21 protein-coding genes are annotated in these 13,461 nt (G+C 67.9%); 16 read left to right on the top strand and 5 right to left on the bottom strand.

The window, feature by feature from the left end:
• The 15 genes from Q5Y72_RS12515 to Q5Y72_RS12585 form a co-directional block, all read left to right on the top strand.
• Positions 1-431, top strand: a 431-nt coding sequence (locus Q5Y72_RS12515; protein ID WP_305963760.1) for a regulatory protein GemA, incomplete at its 5' end; no start/stop codon positions are given.
• Complete coding sequence (locus Q5Y72_RS12520) at positions 428-814, top strand: helix-turn-helix domain-containing protein (protein ID WP_305963761.1); 387 nt, start codon at positions 428-430, stop codon at positions 812-814. The genes Q5Y72_RS12515 and Q5Y72_RS12520, both read left to right, overlap by 4 nt.
• Positions 815-890: 76 nt before the next feature.
• A complete protein-coding gene (locus Q5Y72_RS12525) occupies positions 891-1,391 on the top strand; it encodes an N-acetylmuramoyl-L-alanine amidase (protein WP_305963762.1) in 501 nt (166 codons plus the stop codon).
• Positions 1,385-1,906 (top strand): peptidoglycan-binding domain-containing protein, encoded by a 522-nt coding sequence (locus Q5Y72_RS12530; RefSeq protein ID WP_305963763.1) that lies wholly within the window; start codon positions 1,385-1,387, stop codon positions 1,904-1,906. Before Q5Y72_RS12525 ends, Q5Y72_RS12530 begins: the two co-directional genes overlap by 7 nt.
• 28 nt (positions 1,907-1,934) lie before the next feature.
• Entirely contained in the window at positions 1,935-2,177 is a 243-nt protein-coding gene (locus tag Q5Y72_RS12535) for a hemolysin XhlA family protein (RefSeq protein ID WP_305963764.1), read from the top strand.
• Positions 2,170-2,670 (top strand): DUF1804 family protein, encoded by a 501-nt coding sequence (locus Q5Y72_RS12540; protein ID WP_305963765.1) that lies wholly within the window; start codon positions 2,170-2,172, stop codon positions 2,668-2,670. The genes Q5Y72_RS12535 and Q5Y72_RS12540 overlap by 8 nt, the downstream gene beginning before the upstream one ends.
• Entirely contained in the window at positions 2,667-4,019 is a 1,353-nt protein-coding gene (locus tag Q5Y72_RS12545; RefSeq protein WP_305963766.1) for a hypothetical protein, read from the top strand. Before Q5Y72_RS12540 ends, Q5Y72_RS12545 begins: the two co-directional genes overlap by 4 nt.
• 279 nt (positions 4,020-4,298) lie before the next feature.
• Positions 4,299-5,465: a hypothetical protein gene (locus Q5Y72_RS12550; protein ID WP_305963767.1), complete on the top strand. Its 1,167-nt coding sequence runs from the start codon at positions 4,299-4,301 to the stop codon at positions 5,463-5,465.
• A gap of 11 nt (positions 5,466-5,476) precedes the next feature.
• Entirely contained in the window at positions 5,477-5,818 is a 342-nt protein-coding gene (locus tag Q5Y72_RS12555; protein WP_305963768.1) for a capsid cement protein, read from the top strand.
• Positions 5,819-5,832: 14 nt separating this feature from the next.
• Entirely contained in the window at positions 5,833-6,786 is a 954-nt protein-coding gene (locus Q5Y72_RS12560) for a major capsid protein (RefSeq protein ID WP_305963769.1), read from the top strand.
• 11 nt (positions 6,787-6,797) lie between these two features.
• Positions 6,798-7,343: a hypothetical protein gene (locus tag Q5Y72_RS12565; protein WP_305963770.1), complete on the top strand. Its 546-nt coding sequence runs from the start codon at positions 6,798-6,800 to the stop codon at positions 7,341-7,343.
• Positions 7,344-7,456: 113 nt separating this feature from the next.
• Complete coding sequence (locus Q5Y72_RS12570) at positions 7,457-7,849, top strand: gp436 family protein (RefSeq protein ID WP_305963771.1); 393 nt, start codon at positions 7,457-7,459, stop codon at positions 7,847-7,849.
• Between the two features lie 4 nt (positions 7,850-7,853).
• On the top strand, positions 7,854-8,057 hold the full coding sequence (locus Q5Y72_RS12575; RefSeq protein ID WP_305963772.1) for a hypothetical protein: 204 nt from the start codon (positions 7,854-7,856) through the stop codon (positions 8,055-8,057).
• Positions 8,054-8,470 (top strand): hypothetical protein, encoded by a 417-nt coding sequence (locus tag Q5Y72_RS12580; protein ID WP_305963773.1) that lies wholly within the window; start codon positions 8,054-8,056, stop codon positions 8,468-8,470. Before Q5Y72_RS12575 ends, Q5Y72_RS12580 begins: the two co-directional genes overlap by 4 nt.
• A 119-nt stretch (positions 8,471-8,589) precedes the next feature.
• The gene (locus Q5Y72_RS12585; protein WP_305963774.1) at positions 8,590-9,213 is read left to right on the top strand and encodes an EamA family transporter; all 624 of its coding nucleotides are present in this window, start codon (positions 8,590-8,592) and stop codon (positions 9,211-9,213) included.
• A gap of 15 nt (positions 9,214-9,228) precedes the next feature.
• On the opposite strand, the gene Q5Y72_RS12590 is transcribed toward Q5Y72_RS12585, so the two are convergent.
• Both Q5Y72_RS12590 and hemF read right to left on the bottom strand, forming a co-directional pair.
• Positions 9,229-9,876 carry a LysE family translocator gene (locus Q5Y72_RS12590; RefSeq protein WP_305963775.1) on the bottom strand — a complete coding sequence of 216 codons (648 nt, stop codon included), beginning with the start codon at positions 9,874-9,876 and terminating at the stop codon, positions 9,229-9,231.
• Positions 9,867-10,721, bottom strand: coding sequence for an oxygen-dependent coproporphyrinogen oxidase (gene hemF, locus Q5Y72_RS12595; RefSeq protein WP_371930820.1), 855 nt, complete (start codon positions 10,719-10,721; stop codon positions 9,867-9,869). Before hemF ends, Q5Y72_RS12590 begins: the two co-directional genes overlap by 10 nt.
• A gap of 75 nt (positions 10,722-10,796) precedes the next feature.
• On the opposite strand from hemF, the gene Q5Y72_RS12600 reads away from it, so the two are divergent.
• Positions 10,797-11,213, top strand: a complete 417-nt coding sequence (locus tag Q5Y72_RS12600; RefSeq protein ID WP_305963776.1) for a hypothetical protein — start codon at positions 10,797-10,799, stop codon at positions 11,211-11,213.
• Positions 11,214-11,220: 7 nt separating this feature from the next.
• Here Q5Y72_RS12600 and Q5Y72_RS12605 read toward each other — a convergent pair whose 3' ends face one another.
• The 3 genes from Q5Y72_RS12605 to clpS are packed head-to-tail and all read right to left on the bottom strand — an operon-like array spanning position 11,221 to position 13,349.
• Positions 11,221-12,024 (bottom strand): SDR family NAD(P)-dependent oxidoreductase, encoded by an 804-nt coding sequence (locus tag Q5Y72_RS12605; RefSeq protein ID WP_305963777.1) that lies wholly within the window; start codon positions 12,022-12,024, stop codon positions 11,221-11,223.
• The gene (locus Q5Y72_RS12610) at positions 12,021-13,028 is read right to left on the bottom strand and encodes a class I SAM-dependent methyltransferase (RefSeq protein ID WP_305963778.1); all 1,008 of its coding nucleotides are present in this window, start codon (positions 13,026-13,028) and stop codon (positions 12,021-12,023) included. Before Q5Y72_RS12610 ends, Q5Y72_RS12605 begins: the two co-directional genes overlap by 4 nt.
• Before the next feature lie 3 nt (positions 13,029-13,031).
• Entirely contained in the window at positions 13,032-13,349 is a 318-nt protein-coding gene (gene clpS, locus Q5Y72_RS12615) for an ATP-dependent Clp protease adapter ClpS (RefSeq protein ID WP_305963779.1), read from the bottom strand.
• Positions 13,350-13,461 lie beyond the last annotated feature (112 nt).

Here is a 13,461-nt window from a genome sequence, read left to right on the forward strand (position 1 = left end):
TCACCGTCACGGTAACGCCGTCGATCAGCACCACCTCGTGGCTCCAGTCGAACTGGTATGCCTACCGGGCGATGCTGGTCCGCGTCACCGGCGCAGCCTCGCTGCGGGCGATGTCGGAGCGTCAGAAGCTCGACGTCATCGAGGAGCTGAAGCGTCTCGGCTTCCGCGTCACGGCGCGCGGCAAGCAGCTGCCGGCATCGACAAAGCCCTATATCCGGCTGATCCACGCCCTCTGGAAATCCTGCCACAGGGCTGGTGCGATCGAGAACGGATCGCGCGAGGCCCTGCGCGCCTTCTGCAAGCGCTTCATCGCTCATGGTGACGATCACGTCGCCGTCGATCCCGACCTGCTGTCCTCCGAGCAGGCGACGCCGATCATCGAGGCGCTGAAGAAGATGGAAGCCCGTGCGAAGGCGAAGCGGCCCGCATGACCCGCCAGCTGCCCGTCCGGCTCGACGATCTGCCGACATCCCTCGTGGATGTCGCGGAGACGCTCGGCCTGCGGGTGGCTGTCGGGCTGATGCAGCATTTCGGGGGGCTGGAGGTGAAGTTCCCGGCCCGGCCGCGTCCCGACCATCCGATCATCAAGGCTCTTGGTGAAACCGATGGTCTTGCGCTATGTCATTTCCTGGGCGGGCAGTCGATCTATGTCCCCCACAACCGCGCCGGCTCGGTCCGGGCGGATGTGCTGAAGCTGGAGGCCAAGGGCCTCGACCGGGCGAGCATTGCCCGCGTCCTGGGGATCTCGCAGCGCCATGTGCGCCGGGTCGCCAATCGCACCGACGACGACCGCCAGCGGGATCTTTTCGACTGACCGGACCAATGTCCGGGCAAGTCGATTTCGCACGCGCGGCATACCGGGGACGATCTGATCCTCGCGAGGTGCCCCCGTGTTCTACCGCTTCCAGAAGCCAGCCAGGCCTGTCAGCCGCGTCTTCCTCCATTGCTCGGCCTCCGACCGCCCCGAGCATGACAGCGCGGCCGTCATCGACGCCTGGCACAAGGCCAACGGATGGGCCGGCATCGGCTATCACTATTTCATCCGCAAGGACGGCACGCTCGAATCTGGCCGCGACCTGAACAAGGTGCCGGCCGCCCAGGGTGGCCACAACACCGGCACGATCGCGATCTGCCTGCATGGCCTCGAGATCAGCAAGTTCACCCCGGCGCAGTTTGCCTCGCTGCGCGGGCTCTGCATCCAGATCAACCGGGCCTATGCGGGCAATGTGACGTTCCATGGCCACTGCGAGGTCTCGCCGAAGAGCTGTCCCGTCTTCACCTATGAAGACGTCCTCGGGATCGACGCCGAGGGCAAGATGCCCCTCGTCCGCGACGTCACCGTGCCCAGGTTTCCGTTCCGAACGTCAATCCTGACGATCTCGAGGTGTTGAAGAGCTCGGCCACCATCCTGAAGGTGGGCTCGAAAGGCGAGGACGTCCGGGCGCTGCAGACGCTGCTCGCCGGGCTGGGCTATCACAGCGGCGCCATTGACGGCATCTATGGCAACCGCACCCGCGATTCGGTGATCGCCTTCCAGGCCGACAACCACCTGTCCCTGGACGGGCGCGTCGGGCCGCTGACCCGGGAGGCCCTCGGCGGCGCATCGCCCCGCCCCATCGCGCCGGCACGCGCCTTTGCCGGGATCTCGGATCTCGCCAAGGGCGGCAGCCGGATCGCGAAAGCCTCGATCAGCAATGGCGTCATCGGCGCAGTCCTCGGCGGCGGCGGGCTGGTGACCATGATCGACGAGGTCAACGGTCAGGCCGACATCATCGGACGGCTGTTCGCCGAACACGGGATCGTTGCAGGGGCGGTCATCCTGGCCGCCGGCACCTTTGTCGCCTGGCAGTCGTGGCGCGCGGCACAGGCGCGGGTCGAGGACCATCGCACCGGCAAGACCTCCTGAGAAGGCCAGACGAGCAGAAGGCCCCCAATTGACTGATTTCGGCACCCACCACGCGGACCAGATCGTCCAGTCGCATCGACGCCTGGACGCGCATGAAGCCCGTCTGACGAAACTGGAAATCCACTCGGCGAGCGAAACCGTGCGCAGTCAGAACATCGAACGGTCCCTGACCGAGATCCAGTCCGGCATCACCTGGATCACCCGCCTTGTCATCGGCGGCATTCTCGCCGGCATCCTGACCTTCCTGCTGTCGGGGGGTTTCAATGTCTGAGCGGGGCGAGCTTCAGCGCAAGGCGCGATCGGACTATGTTTACCGCCGCATGATGATCTCGACGATCGCGGCGGCCTACGGCAAGAGCGAGGCGACGATCGGCCGCTGGAAGAAGGCGGCCAAGGAGGCCGGCGACGACTGGGACAAGGCGCGCACTGCACATGTCATTGCCGGCGAGGGCGTCGAGGTGGTGGTCTCCTCGGTCGTCGAGGACTTCATGATCCAGGCGCAGGCGATCCTCGACGAGATCAAGGAAGGCAGCCACAGCACGGCCGAAAAGGTGGGTATGCTGGTCTCCCTGTCCGATGCGATGACCAAGATGGCCGCCAGCGCCAAGCGGTTCGCGCCGAAGGTGTCGGAACTCGGCGTGGCCCAGGACGTCATGGCGAAGCTGCTGGAGTTCGTGCGGGAGGAGTTTCCGCATCACGCGGCGACGATCCTCGAGATCATCGAGCCGTTCGGTGACCGGCTGGCCGAGATCTATTCGACATGAGCGCGCGGCCGAAGCTGAAGGCCGCACTCAGCCGCAAGGATTTCCGCGACAAGATCGCGGAGATGGCCAGCGAGTTCGCCCGACATATCGAGCTGAATGTCGATGCCTTCCCGCCGGATCCAGCCGCGAAGGCCGAACGGCTGCGCAAGGCGGCGGATCCCGAAACCGGGTATCGGTTTTTCATGGAGACCTACCTGCCGCATTATGTGCGCGGCGAGCACAGCCTCTTTCATCAGCACATCTTTGCGCGCGTCCCGCAAATCCTCACCTCCGGCAAGGGCGCGAGGGATCTGTTCGTCGCACCGCGCGGCGCCTCGAAATCGACCCATCTTTCGCTCGGCTTCGCGCTCTACTGCATCGCGCGCGGATTGAAGCACTACATCGTCGAGGTCTGTGACGTCTACGACCAGGCCGTGCTGCTGATCGAGGCCCTGAAGGCCGAGCTGACGACGAACGTCCGGCTTCAGAACGATTTCCCCGACGCCTGCGGCGAGGGCCGCATCTGGCGCGAGGGCGAGTTCGTCACCCGCAACAACATCAAGGTTCAGGGCCTCGGTGCCGGCAAGAAGGTCCGCGGCCGGCGTCATGGACCGCATCGCCCCGACCTGCTGTTTCTGGACGATATCGAGAACGACGAGGGCGTCCGGTCGCCCGATCAGCGCCAGAAGCTCTGGAACTGGATCTACCGGGCGGCGCTGAAGCTCGGCCCGCCCGATGGCAGCATGGACGTGATCTGGGTCGGCACCGTGCTGCATTTCGAGGCGGTGATCGTCAAGGCGTCGAAACACCCCGACTGGAACGTGACCGAGTTCCAGGCGGTCGTGAAATTCCCTGATCGCATGGACCTCTGGGACAGGCTGGAAGAGATCTATCACAATGACGGCAAGGATGCCGCCACCGCGTTCTATCAGGCCAACGCCGCTGAAATGGACGCGGGGGCGATCGTCAACTGGCCGATGGTCCAGCCGCTGATCTTCCTGATGCTGGAGCGCGCGGCCGACCTGTCGGCCTTCCTGACGGAATACCAGAACAAGCCGATCAGCGAGGGCAACCCCTTCGGCGATCTGGTCTATTGGGTCCAGCCGATGCGGGAATGGGTGCATTTCGGGGCCATCGACCCCTCTCTGGGCAAGAAGGGCAAGCCGGCGCGGGCGGCGAAGATCTACCGGCTGAAGGTCCAGGACGGGAAAGTCGGCCGGCGCTTCGTTAAAAAGAAAGAGGCGAACCATGTCTCCGACGTCACGATTCCGGGCCACAGCATAACCATCCCCGCGCGGCCCTTCCTCGGCCTCTCGCAAGCCGACCGCGCGGGCATCTTCGAGGACGCGGAGGACTGGTTGACCCGCTGAAACCCGACACCCCCGTTTTTTGCCCGCTGACGGCCTCTGGCCTGTTTCGGGCGCATCGGCCCGCAGCAAGGGCCAGAGGCCTGTTAGCCCCCTGTTAGGATCGCTGCCAGAGCCTGTTCCGCCCCCGCGCGGGGATCGCGATCATCAATTCCGTTGATCGGAGACGAAATCGGCTCCAAGATGCCTCGATCGCAAGCATGAGACCGGCCCGGACCTGTGTCCGGGCTTTTTCCGTTTCCCTGCCCGCCATGGTGGCCCGGACATCAACCCGGACCGACCATGACAGCCACGCCCCTGACCGCCCGCATCGAGGTTTTCCGCCCCGGCACCTTCAAGCCGATGGCGGGCGACCCGATCACCTATTCGGCGGCCGACCTGCGCGCCATCGCCGACGCCTACGACCCGGAGACCGCCCCGGCGCCGATCGTGATCGGCCATCCGGACGCCGACGCCCCGGCCTTCGGCTGGGTGGATCGCTTCGACTACGACGCTTCGGCCGAGCGGCTCTTCGCGGATCTCACCGATATCGAGCCGGCCTTTGCCGAGCTGGTGAAGGCCGGCCGCTTCAAGAAGGTCTCGATGGCCTATTTCGCGCCGGGCCAGAGCCACAACCCGGTCCCCGGAACCTGGTATCCCAAGCATGTGGGGTTCCTGGGCGCGGCGGCACCCGCCGTCAGCGGCCTGAAGAACGCGAAATTCAGCGCGCCGGCCGACGCGGTCTTCACCGCGGCCTTCGGCGAGCGCGGCTTCGAGGAGACCGCCAGCATTCTCCGCCTGCTGCGCGAATTCATCATCGACACCTTCGGGATCGAGGACGCCGACAAGGCGCTGCCTTCGTATCGCCTCGAATGGCTGGGCGAGATGGAGGTCCAGACGCCCGCCTCTCCCGCCGCCAGCTACACGGCCGCCGCGGCGAGCGGAGCATCCACCGTGACGCTCAGCGCCGCACCCATCGTCATTCCCGCCAACCCCGAAAAGGAGCCTGCAGTGACCACCCAGCCCGACCCGGCCTTCGCCGCGCGCGAGGCCGACCTGACCGCGCGCGAAAAGCAGATCGCCGATCGCGAACGGGCCGCCGTCCATGCCGACAATGTGTCCTTCGCCGAAAAACTGGTCTCCGAAGGCCGCCTCATCCCGGCCTCGAAGGACAAGGTGGTTGCGATCCTGGACGCCATGCCGGGTGAGGCCGCCGTCAGCTTCGCGGAAGGCGCTGAAACGCTGACGCCCGCCGCCGCCCTGCGCGAGGTGCTGGCCGCGCAGCCGAAGGTCGTGTCGTTCGGCGAGCTGGAACTGCCCGAAGAGGGCAGCCAGGGCGGCTCGGTCGCGTTTTCGGCCGACGGCAAGGCCGTCGATCCCGCCGGCCTCGCCATCCACCACAAGGCGCTGGCCTATCAGCGCGCCCATCCCGGCACCGAGTATTTCGATGCCGTCCGCGCCGTGTCCTGAAGGAGGGCCAGATGACACAGTATTTCCAGGACGTCCTGACGCTCACGGTCCCGACCACCGGGTTGTTCGAAGCCTATGACCTGATCACGCCCGCCGGCGCCAAGGTCGCCGCGGCCGATGCGCCGGTTCTCGGGGTCGCCAAACACCCGAATACGGTGGTCGGCGATCTTGCTGGTGTCGTCGTGATCGGCGTGGCGCGCGTCCGCGCCGTCGGCGCCATCACCGTGGGCGCGAGGGTTGTCTCCGCCGCCGCCGGCGGCGTCCAGGCTGCTGGCGGAACGCCGGCCAATGCCTTCGCCACCGCCCTGACCGCCGCCGCCGATGGCGGCTTCGTCGACATCCTCATCCGCTAAGGAGCCCATCGAACATGGCCCCCGTCAATACCCGCACCGCCGCCGTGATCGACCCGATCCTGTCGACCCATGCCCGCGGCTATCGCAACAGCGAATTCATCGCCCACCTGCTCTTCCCGCGCGTCACCATCCCGAACAGGTCCATGCGCGTCCTGAAATTCGGCAAGGAAGCCTTCCGGATGATGAACACCCGGCGCGCGCCCGGCGCCGACAAGAAGCGCGTCCAGTACGGCTATGCGTCCGATCCGGTGTCGCTGATCCAGGATGCGCTCGAAGGCGTGGTGCCCGTCGAGCACCAGGAAGAGGCGCAGAAGGTTCCCGGCATCGATCTGGGTCGGGGCGCGATCACCATGGTCCTGGACGTGATCGATCTCGGTCACGAATACGAGGCCGCCCAGCTGGCGCGCAACACCGCCAACTATGCCGTCAGCAACCGCGTCGCCCTGGCCGGTGCCGATCGCTGGACTTCGGACACCAGCGACCCGACCGCCGACATCGACGAGGCCAAGGAAGCGATCCGCCGCATGATCGGCCGCTATCCCAATACCCTGACGCTCGGCCCGACCGCCTTCAACGCGCTGAAACGCCATCCGAAGATCAAGGAGCAGTTCAAGTACACCTCCTCGAACTCGATCACGACGGAGATGCTGGCGGCGTTCTTCGACGTCAAGCGCGTCATCGTCGGCAAGGCCGTGTACCTGCCCGAAACGGCGGCCGACACCGTGCCGGCGTCGGATGTCTGGGGCGACGACGCGATTCTCGCCTATGTCCCCGATACCGGCGACAACTTCCAGGTGCCGTCCTACGGCTATACCTACGAGCTGACCGGCTATCCGCAGGTCAACGTGCCGTATTTCTGGGAGCCGAACGACAGCTGGATCTACCCGACCAAGGCCGAACGCCGGACCTATCTGACCGGCGCCGAGGGCGGCTTCCTGTTCCAGAATGCCGGCGCGGCCGCGGCGTAAGGGCGAGCGCCATGGCCACCAGCAGGATTTCCGTCGTCATCGCCGAGCCGGTCAAGACCGAAGGCAAATGGTACCGCCCGGGCGACACCGCCATCGTCGGCCCGGACACCGCCGCGCAGCTCGCGCGCGACGGCTGCCTGGCCGAAGGGCCGGGTGAAGGCGCGACAGGCCTGCCCGGTTTCGACGAGGCGGTCGCGGCCACCGCCAAGGCCATCGCCGAGGAGATGGTCGGCGCGGCGGTCGATGAGGCGTTCAAGGACCATGAGGCTGCGCTGAACGAGGCCAGGGCCGCCGCGACCGAGGCAGGCCTGCAACGGGATCAGCTCCAGGCCCGCGTCCAGGAATTGCAGAGCCAGATCGAAGGGCTGACCGGAGACCGGAACGCCGCCCGCCTTCGCGCCGACGAGGCCGAGGCGGAGGTCCGCAGTCTCCAGGCGCGGAACCACGAGCTGGAGGCGCAGATCGCCGAGGCGGCCGATGCCGACCCATCCGCCGAGGAGCCTGCCGAAGATACCCCCAAGCCCTCGCCGAAGAAGGGCGCGAAGACCAAGGGCTGATCCTCCTCCCCAGCCCTTCCATGCGCCGCGCTCCGTCGGCGCCTCGGCCGAGGCGGTCACCATCTCCTCGGTCATCCTGAAACCGGATACCAGCCCAGGGAACTCCAGGCGCCATGCCCTACGCCACCGAAACCGACCTCCTCGAGCGCATGGGCGAGCATGAGATGCGCCAGGTCGCCGACCACACCAGGTCCGGCACGGCCGACACCGAGGTGGTCGAGGCGGCGCTCGAGGATGCCGACAACCTGATCGACGGTTATGTCGCCGCGAAATACGCCACGCCCCTGCCATCCGTGCCGCCGCTGGTCCGCAGCTGGGCGGTGTCGATCGCGCGCTATGTTCTCCACCGCAACGGCGCCCCAGACCACGTCGAGCAGGATTACAAGGATGGCCACCTCGACCGGCAGCGCGACAATCGACGGCGCCAATTTCGGCAGCTACAGCGCCGATACCTGGGTTGTCGTGCAAGAAGACGTGGATCTCGGCACGATCCGAGGCGCCGTTGATGATGTGAACGGTGCCGCGCCGGTCACGGATGCGGCGATCACCGCATGGGCGACTTCGCAGATCGCGATGTTCGTGAGCCAATCGGGAAATTCGATCACCGTCGATGTCGCGGCCTTCGGCATCTATGACGCCGCGCTGGATGCGACCGGGCGCGATGCGGCATGGGCCTGGGCCAACAGCCATATACCGCAGGAGCCGGTACCATGATCTTCCCCGTCGTCCTTCACCGCCGCCTCGACGGCGCCAACGCCCGCAACTGGCCCGGCCTCGTCCTGCTCGACCCCGACGCAAGGCTCCCCGCGGCGGTCCTGGCCCAGGAGGCCTGGGAGGCCATGCACAAGGCAAACCCGGTCAACCTGCTGCGTACACGGCTGTCGGCCACCGCGCGCCGCGAGATGGAGGTCATGGGGCATGAATGCGAGGTGCAGGCAGCCTGCCTCATCTATGACCGCGATCCCGCCGAATATCGTGTCGCCGAGGCGGACCGGATGAAGCGCGGCTATGACGGCCTGTTCGCCGCCGTCACCCGCGCCCAGCTGCGGGCGGCCATGGAGGCGAGAAGCGACGAGGCGAGGCGGTGGGTCCGCCAGCACCGGGACCGGCTGGAGGAGTGGTCCTGACGAGGCCGCGACGGCGTCAGGCGGGTGTCAGGAAATCGCCTCGGAAGGGATCATCTGGCAAAAATTTCCGTCTCAAAGCTAGTGCATTTCCGTCTCAAAGCTAGTGCGCCGCTACAACCATGCGCGGCCAGGGTTTCGGCGTCGCCACCGCGCTGACCAAGACCGAGCCCGTGACACTGGCGCTGGCCGGCGCGCTGATCCTGTCCGAGCCGTTGGGGCCGGGGCGCATCGGCGCCATCCTCCTGGCGACCTGCGGGGTGCTGCTGGCCTCGGGGGCGCGCTGGTCGGGTGCGTCGCTGCGCGCCGTCGCCACGGGTGTCGGGGCCGGGGCGCTGTTCGGGCTGTCGGCGGTGGGCTTTCGCGGAGCCGTGCTGGCCCTGCCCGAGGGCGGGCATGCGCTGCGGGCGCTGACCGTGCTGGCGATGGCGCTGGCGATGCAGTCCGTCGCGATGCTGGCCTGGATGGCGCTGTTCGACCGCGCCGCGCTGCGCGGCATCGCGGGCGCCTGGCGGGCCTCGCTGCTGGCGGGGGCGCTGGGCGCCTTCGCCTCGCTGTTCTGGTTCATCGGCTTCTCGCTGACATCGGCGGCGAATGTGCGGACGCTTGCCCTGGTCGAGGTGGTGCTGGCGCAACTCGTGTCGCGCCGCGTCATGCGCGAGGGCATCGCGCCCGCGCGGCTGGCAGGGATGGGGCTGATCGTGCTGGGCGTGGTCTGGCTTCTGGCGCTGACCGCGCGGGGCTGATGCGGCGCGGGCGCCTCAGGCGGCGGTGCGCACCGCCAGCCACAGCGCGACAAAGGCCAGCAGCACCGACAGCACCCGCCGCATGGCGCGGCGCCGGCGCTGATCCGACAGAAGCCGCCGCGAGGCGCTGGCCAGGGTGACGATCCCCAGATGGATCGTGGTGGCGATCGCCACGAACAGCAGCGACAGCCCGATAGCCTGCGGCACGACCGGCCGGTCCAGCGCCAGAAAGCCCGGAAGGACCGCAATGTAGAAGGCGAAGGCCTTGGGATTCAGCAGGTTGGTGATCAGCCCCCGCCCGAAGAACCGGCCGAGGCTGGAGCCCTGGGCCGCATGTTCTGACGCCTCGTCGGCATCGCGCCAGCCCTCCCATGCCAGCCACAGAAGGTAAAGCACCCCGCCCCATCGCAGCGTCTGATAGGCCAGCGGCGAGGCCGAGACCGCGGCCCCCACCCCCAGCGCCGCGGTCAGGCCGACGACCAGCAGCCCGGTGGCCACGCCGGCCACCGCCGCATAGCCGGCCCCGCGCCCGTCGCTGAGCGCGAGGATCGCCAGATAGGCCATGTTCGGGCCGGGCGTGATCTCCATCAGCACCGAGGCCAGCACGAAACTGCCCAGCAGCGAGGGCTGCAGGTCGCCGAAGATCGTCGCGATCAGGTCCACTTGGCCAGCGGCGGCAGGCTCATCAGCACGGCATCGGCGTTGTGGCCGGTCTCGAGCCCGAATTTCGTGCCGCGATCATAGACGAGGTTGTATTCGGCATAGAGCCCGCGATGGATCAGTTGCACCTCGCGGTCGCCCTCGGTGAAGGGGTCGGCCATGTGCGCCTCGGCCAGCGGCAGAAAGGCCGGCAGGAAGGCCGCGCCGACAGCGCAGGTGAAGTCGAAATCGGCCTGCCAGTCGCCGCTGTTCAGGTCGTCATAGAAGATGCCGCCCACGCCTCGCGCGCGGCCGCGATGCGGGATGAAGAAATATTCGTCGGCCCAGGCCTTGAAGCGGTCGTAATAGTCGGTCCCGTGCGGCGCACAGGCGGCACGGAGCGTGTCGTGGAAATGCGCGGTGTCGCGGTCATATTCGATGCAGGGGTTGAGGTCGGTGCCGCCGCCGAACCACCAGGCGCCCGGCGTCCAGAACATCCGCGTGTTCATGTGCACCGCGGGCGCATGCGGGTTCTGCATATGCGCCACGAGGCTGATTCCCGAGGCCCAGAAGCGCGGATCCTCGGCCATGCCGGGCACGCCGCGCGCGGCCATCGCGGCCTGCGCGCGGGGGGCCAGCGTGCCATGCACCTCGGACCAGTTGACGCCGACCTTCTCGAAGACCCGGCCACCGCGCATGACCGACATGATGCCGCCGCCGCCATCCCCGGCACGCTCGGTCGGCGTGACCTGAAAGCGGCCGGGCGCGGCCTCGCCGGGGCCGCGATCCTCAAGCGCCTCGAAGGCGTCGGTGATGCGGTCGCGAAGGTCGCGGAACCATGCGGCGGCGCGGCGGCGTTGATCGTCCATCAGGCCCTCAATCGTGAATTGCCAAGCTCCTGCCCCGGCAGATAGCATCCCTCGACCGCTGTAAAGAGCCTGACCATGCGCCGCAACACCGCCTTCGCCCTTGTCGCCCTGCCGCTGCTGATCGCCGGTTGCGGAACGCCGCAGGAACGCTGCATCAGCCGCAACACCGCGGAATACCGCACCGTCAGCCGCTTGCTGGCAGAGGTCGAGGGGAACCTGGCGCGCGGCTATGCCTGGGAGGAACGACAGGTGGTGCGCGACCGGCTGACCCAGTGCCGCGATCTCTATCGCGACCGCAAGGGCAACACCCAGGTCACCACGCGGCCCTGCTGGCGCGATTATGTCGATGTGGAACGGTATCGCGTGCCGATCGATCCGGCCGCCGAGACCCGCAAGCGCGACAACCTGATCGCGCGCCGCGCCGCGCTGGCGGGCCGCGCCTCGGCCTCGGTCGCGGCCTGCCGCGAAGCCTTCCCCGAGCGGCAGGGCTGAGCCGCGCCTACAGCACCTGCGCGGTGACCGGGTCGGCAAGGCAGCGCCCGCCATCGACGGTGAGGATCTGCCCGGTGACGAAGCGGGCGGCATCGCTGACGAGGTAATGCACGGTCTCGGCCAGCTCGTCCGCCGCGGCGATGCGGCCAAGCGGCGTGCCCGCGATGATCTGGTCGCGCAGGTCGGGCGTGGCCTTCAGCGCCAGTTTCAGCTCGTGCGACATGACGCTGCTGAAGCTGACGCCGTTCACGCGGATCTTGTGAGGCGCCAGCGCCAGCGCCAAGCCGCGCGTGGCCTGTTCCTGCGCGGCGCAGGCGATGGAATAGCCCAGCATCGCCGGCACCGGCCGGATCGCCGCCAGGGTCGAGATGTTGACGATGGCGCCGGCCTGCGTCAGGTCACGCTGATCCTCGGCCTGCCGGATCATCCGCTTGGCGACCATCTGCGACAGCCGCAGCCCGCAGATCATGTTCTGGCGCAGCATCTCCTCGAGCACGGCGGGATCGGTGTCCAGCGGGTCGGAGCCCTGCACGAAGCGATGCGCGTTCACCAGGATATCCACGCGCTCGAAGCTGTCCAGCGTGGCCGACAGCAGGTTCGCCATGACCAGCTTTTCCGACATGTTGCCGGCGAAGGTCAGCACATGTGCGTCATCGTCGTAATCGGCCACGACCGTCTCCAGCGCGGCCTCGTCGCGGTCGGCGAAGACGACATTGGCGCCGCGCTCGACCAGGTGATGGGCGACGGCCAGCCCGATGCCGCGGCCGGCGCCGGTGACGATGGCGGTCCTGCCCTGGATCGACATGCTCATCTGCGGCCCCCCTTGCGACCTGCGGCACGGCCTGCGCCGGTGGCCTCGATGATCTTGTAGCGGCCGTCGCCGCCCAGTTGCGTCACCTGCGCGAAATGCGCCGCCAGCGCCGCCTCGTAGGGCAGATGACGGTTCGCCACCATCCACAACCTGCCGGCCCCGGTCAGCAGCCGCGCGGCGGTCGCGATGAAGGCCGCCCCCAGGGCGGGATCGGCGCTGCGCCCCTCGTGGAAGGGCGGGTTCATGACCACGCCATTGACCGGCGCGGGCAGCGTGACATCGCGCGCATCGGCCCACAGGAACTGCGCCCTCGGGTCGGCGATGTTGTCGCGCGCCGAGTCCAGGGCCGCGTGATCGGCCTCGACCAGGTACAGCGTCTCGACCCCGGGACGGGCCAGCACCTGCGCGGCCAGCCAGCCCCAGCCGGCGCCGAGATCGACCATGCGCGTCGGCAGCCGGTCCGGCAGATGCAGCGCCAGCAGCGCCGAGCCGGGATCGACGCCATCGGCCGAGAACACCCCGGGCCGGGTCACGAAGCCCGGCACGGCCTCGATGGGCCGCGCGGCCCAGCCCTCGGGCAGCCAGTCGGCGGCGGGAAGCGTGAGGCGGAAGATCTTGCCATGCGCCTTGCTGTGGACCTCGTCCACGGCCGCGAGGCCGCGCAGTTCCTTCAGCAGGGAATCGACGCCGTCGGTCTTCTGCCCGTCGATCCACAGGGCCGACCCCGGGCGCAGCCGCGCCGCGGCATCGGCGATGCGGGCCCGCGCCTCGGCCTTGGCGCGGGGCAGCATCACCAGCGCGCCGTCGAATGCGCCCTCGACGCGGGGCGCGACGCGATATCCCTGCACCCCAAGGGCGCGGTGGTCGGGGAAACTGCCCTGCTGGATCTCGGTCCGGTCGGGGTCGAGGGCGGACAGGTCATCGCCGGCACGCGCGCCGATGACCAGCAATCGACCTTCCGGAGGACCGTCCGGAAAGGCCAGGGCAAGGCGGGATGCGGTCACCGGCTACTCTTTTTCCATGGTGCATTGCAGCGGGTGCTGCTGGCGGCGCGCGAGTTCCATGACCTGCGCGACCTTGGTTTCGGCGACCTCGTGCGAGAACACCCCGACGACCGCCACGCCGCGCCGATGCACGGTCAGCATGATCTCGATGGCCTGGGCGTGGGACATGTTGAACAGCCGCTCCAGCACATGCACCACGAATTCCATCGGCGTGAAATCGTCGTTCAGCATCAGCACCTTGTACATCGGCGGCCGCTGCGTGCGGGCGCGCGGCTTGACGGCGAGATCGGTCTTCTCGTCGGGCTTGTCGCTGTCGGTCATCCACTGCGTCATCGGGTAAAGCCTGGCCTTCGCTGGTCGCCAAACACAAGAGGGGGCCGCGGAGTCCGCAGCCTGTATCGGCAGAAATATAGTCGAAACTGATGAGGATGAA

Source organism: Paracoccus spongiarum, assembly GCF_030732095.1.
In the GTDB taxonomy this organism is placed as follows: domain Bacteria; phylum Pseudomonadota; class Alphaproteobacteria; order Rhodobacterales; family Rhodobacteraceae; genus Paracoccus; species Paracoccus spongiarum.

Bases quoted from the DNA above. Each gene is read 5' to 3' on its own strand.
- hemF (WP_371930820.1), bottom strand. From the start codon at position 10,721: ATGGACGATCAACGCCGCCGCGCCGCCGCATGGTTCCGCGACCTTCGC.
- Q5Y72_RS12565 (WP_305963770.1), top strand. From the start codon at position 6,798: ATGGCCACCAGCAGGATTTCCGTCGTCATCGCCGAGCCGGTCAAGACC.
- Q5Y72_RS12605 (WP_305963777.1), bottom strand. From the start codon at position 12,024: ATGAGCATGTCGATCCAGGGCAGGACCGCCATCGTCACCGGCGCCGGC.
- Q5Y72_RS12560 (WP_305963769.1), top strand. From the start codon at position 5,833: ATGGCCCCCGTCAATACCCGCACCGCCGCCGTGATCGACCCGATCCTG.
- Q5Y72_RS12580 (WP_305963773.1), top strand. From the start codon at position 8,054: ATGATCTTCCCCGTCGTCCTTCACCGCCGCCTCGACGGCGCCAACGCC.
- Q5Y72_RS12545 (WP_305963766.1), top strand. From the start codon at position 2,667: ATGAGCGCGCGGCCGAAGCTGAAGGCCGCACTCAGCCGCAAGGATTTC.
- Q5Y72_RS12585 (WP_305963774.1), top strand. From the start codon at position 8,590: ATGCGCGGCCAGGGTTTCGGCGTCGCCACCGCGCTGACCAAGACCGAG.
- Q5Y72_RS12520 (WP_305963761.1), top strand. From the start codon at position 428: ATGACCCGCCAGCTGCCCGTCCGGCTCGACGATCTGCCGACATCCCTC.
- clpS (WP_305963779.1), bottom strand. From the start codon at position 13,349: ATGACCGACAGCGACAAGCCCGACGAGAAGACCGATCTCGCCGTCAAG.
- Q5Y72_RS12540 (WP_305963765.1), top strand. From the start codon at position 2,170: ATGTCTGAGCGGGGCGAGCTTCAGCGCAAGGCGCGATCGGACTATGTT.
- Q5Y72_RS12570 (WP_305963771.1), top strand. From the start codon at position 7,457: ATGCCCTACGCCACCGAAACCGACCTCCTCGAGCGCATGGGCGAGCAT.
- Q5Y72_RS12550 (WP_305963767.1), top strand. From the start codon at position 4,299: ATGACAGCCACGCCCCTGACCGCCCGCATCGAGGTTTTCCGCCCCGGC.
- Q5Y72_RS12555 (WP_305963768.1), top strand. From the start codon at position 5,477: ATGACACAGTATTTCCAGGACGTCCTGACGCTCACGGTCCCGACCACC.
- Q5Y72_RS12600 (WP_305963776.1), top strand. From the start codon at position 10,797: ATGCGCCGCAACACCGCCTTCGCCCTTGTCGCCCTGCCGCTGCTGATC.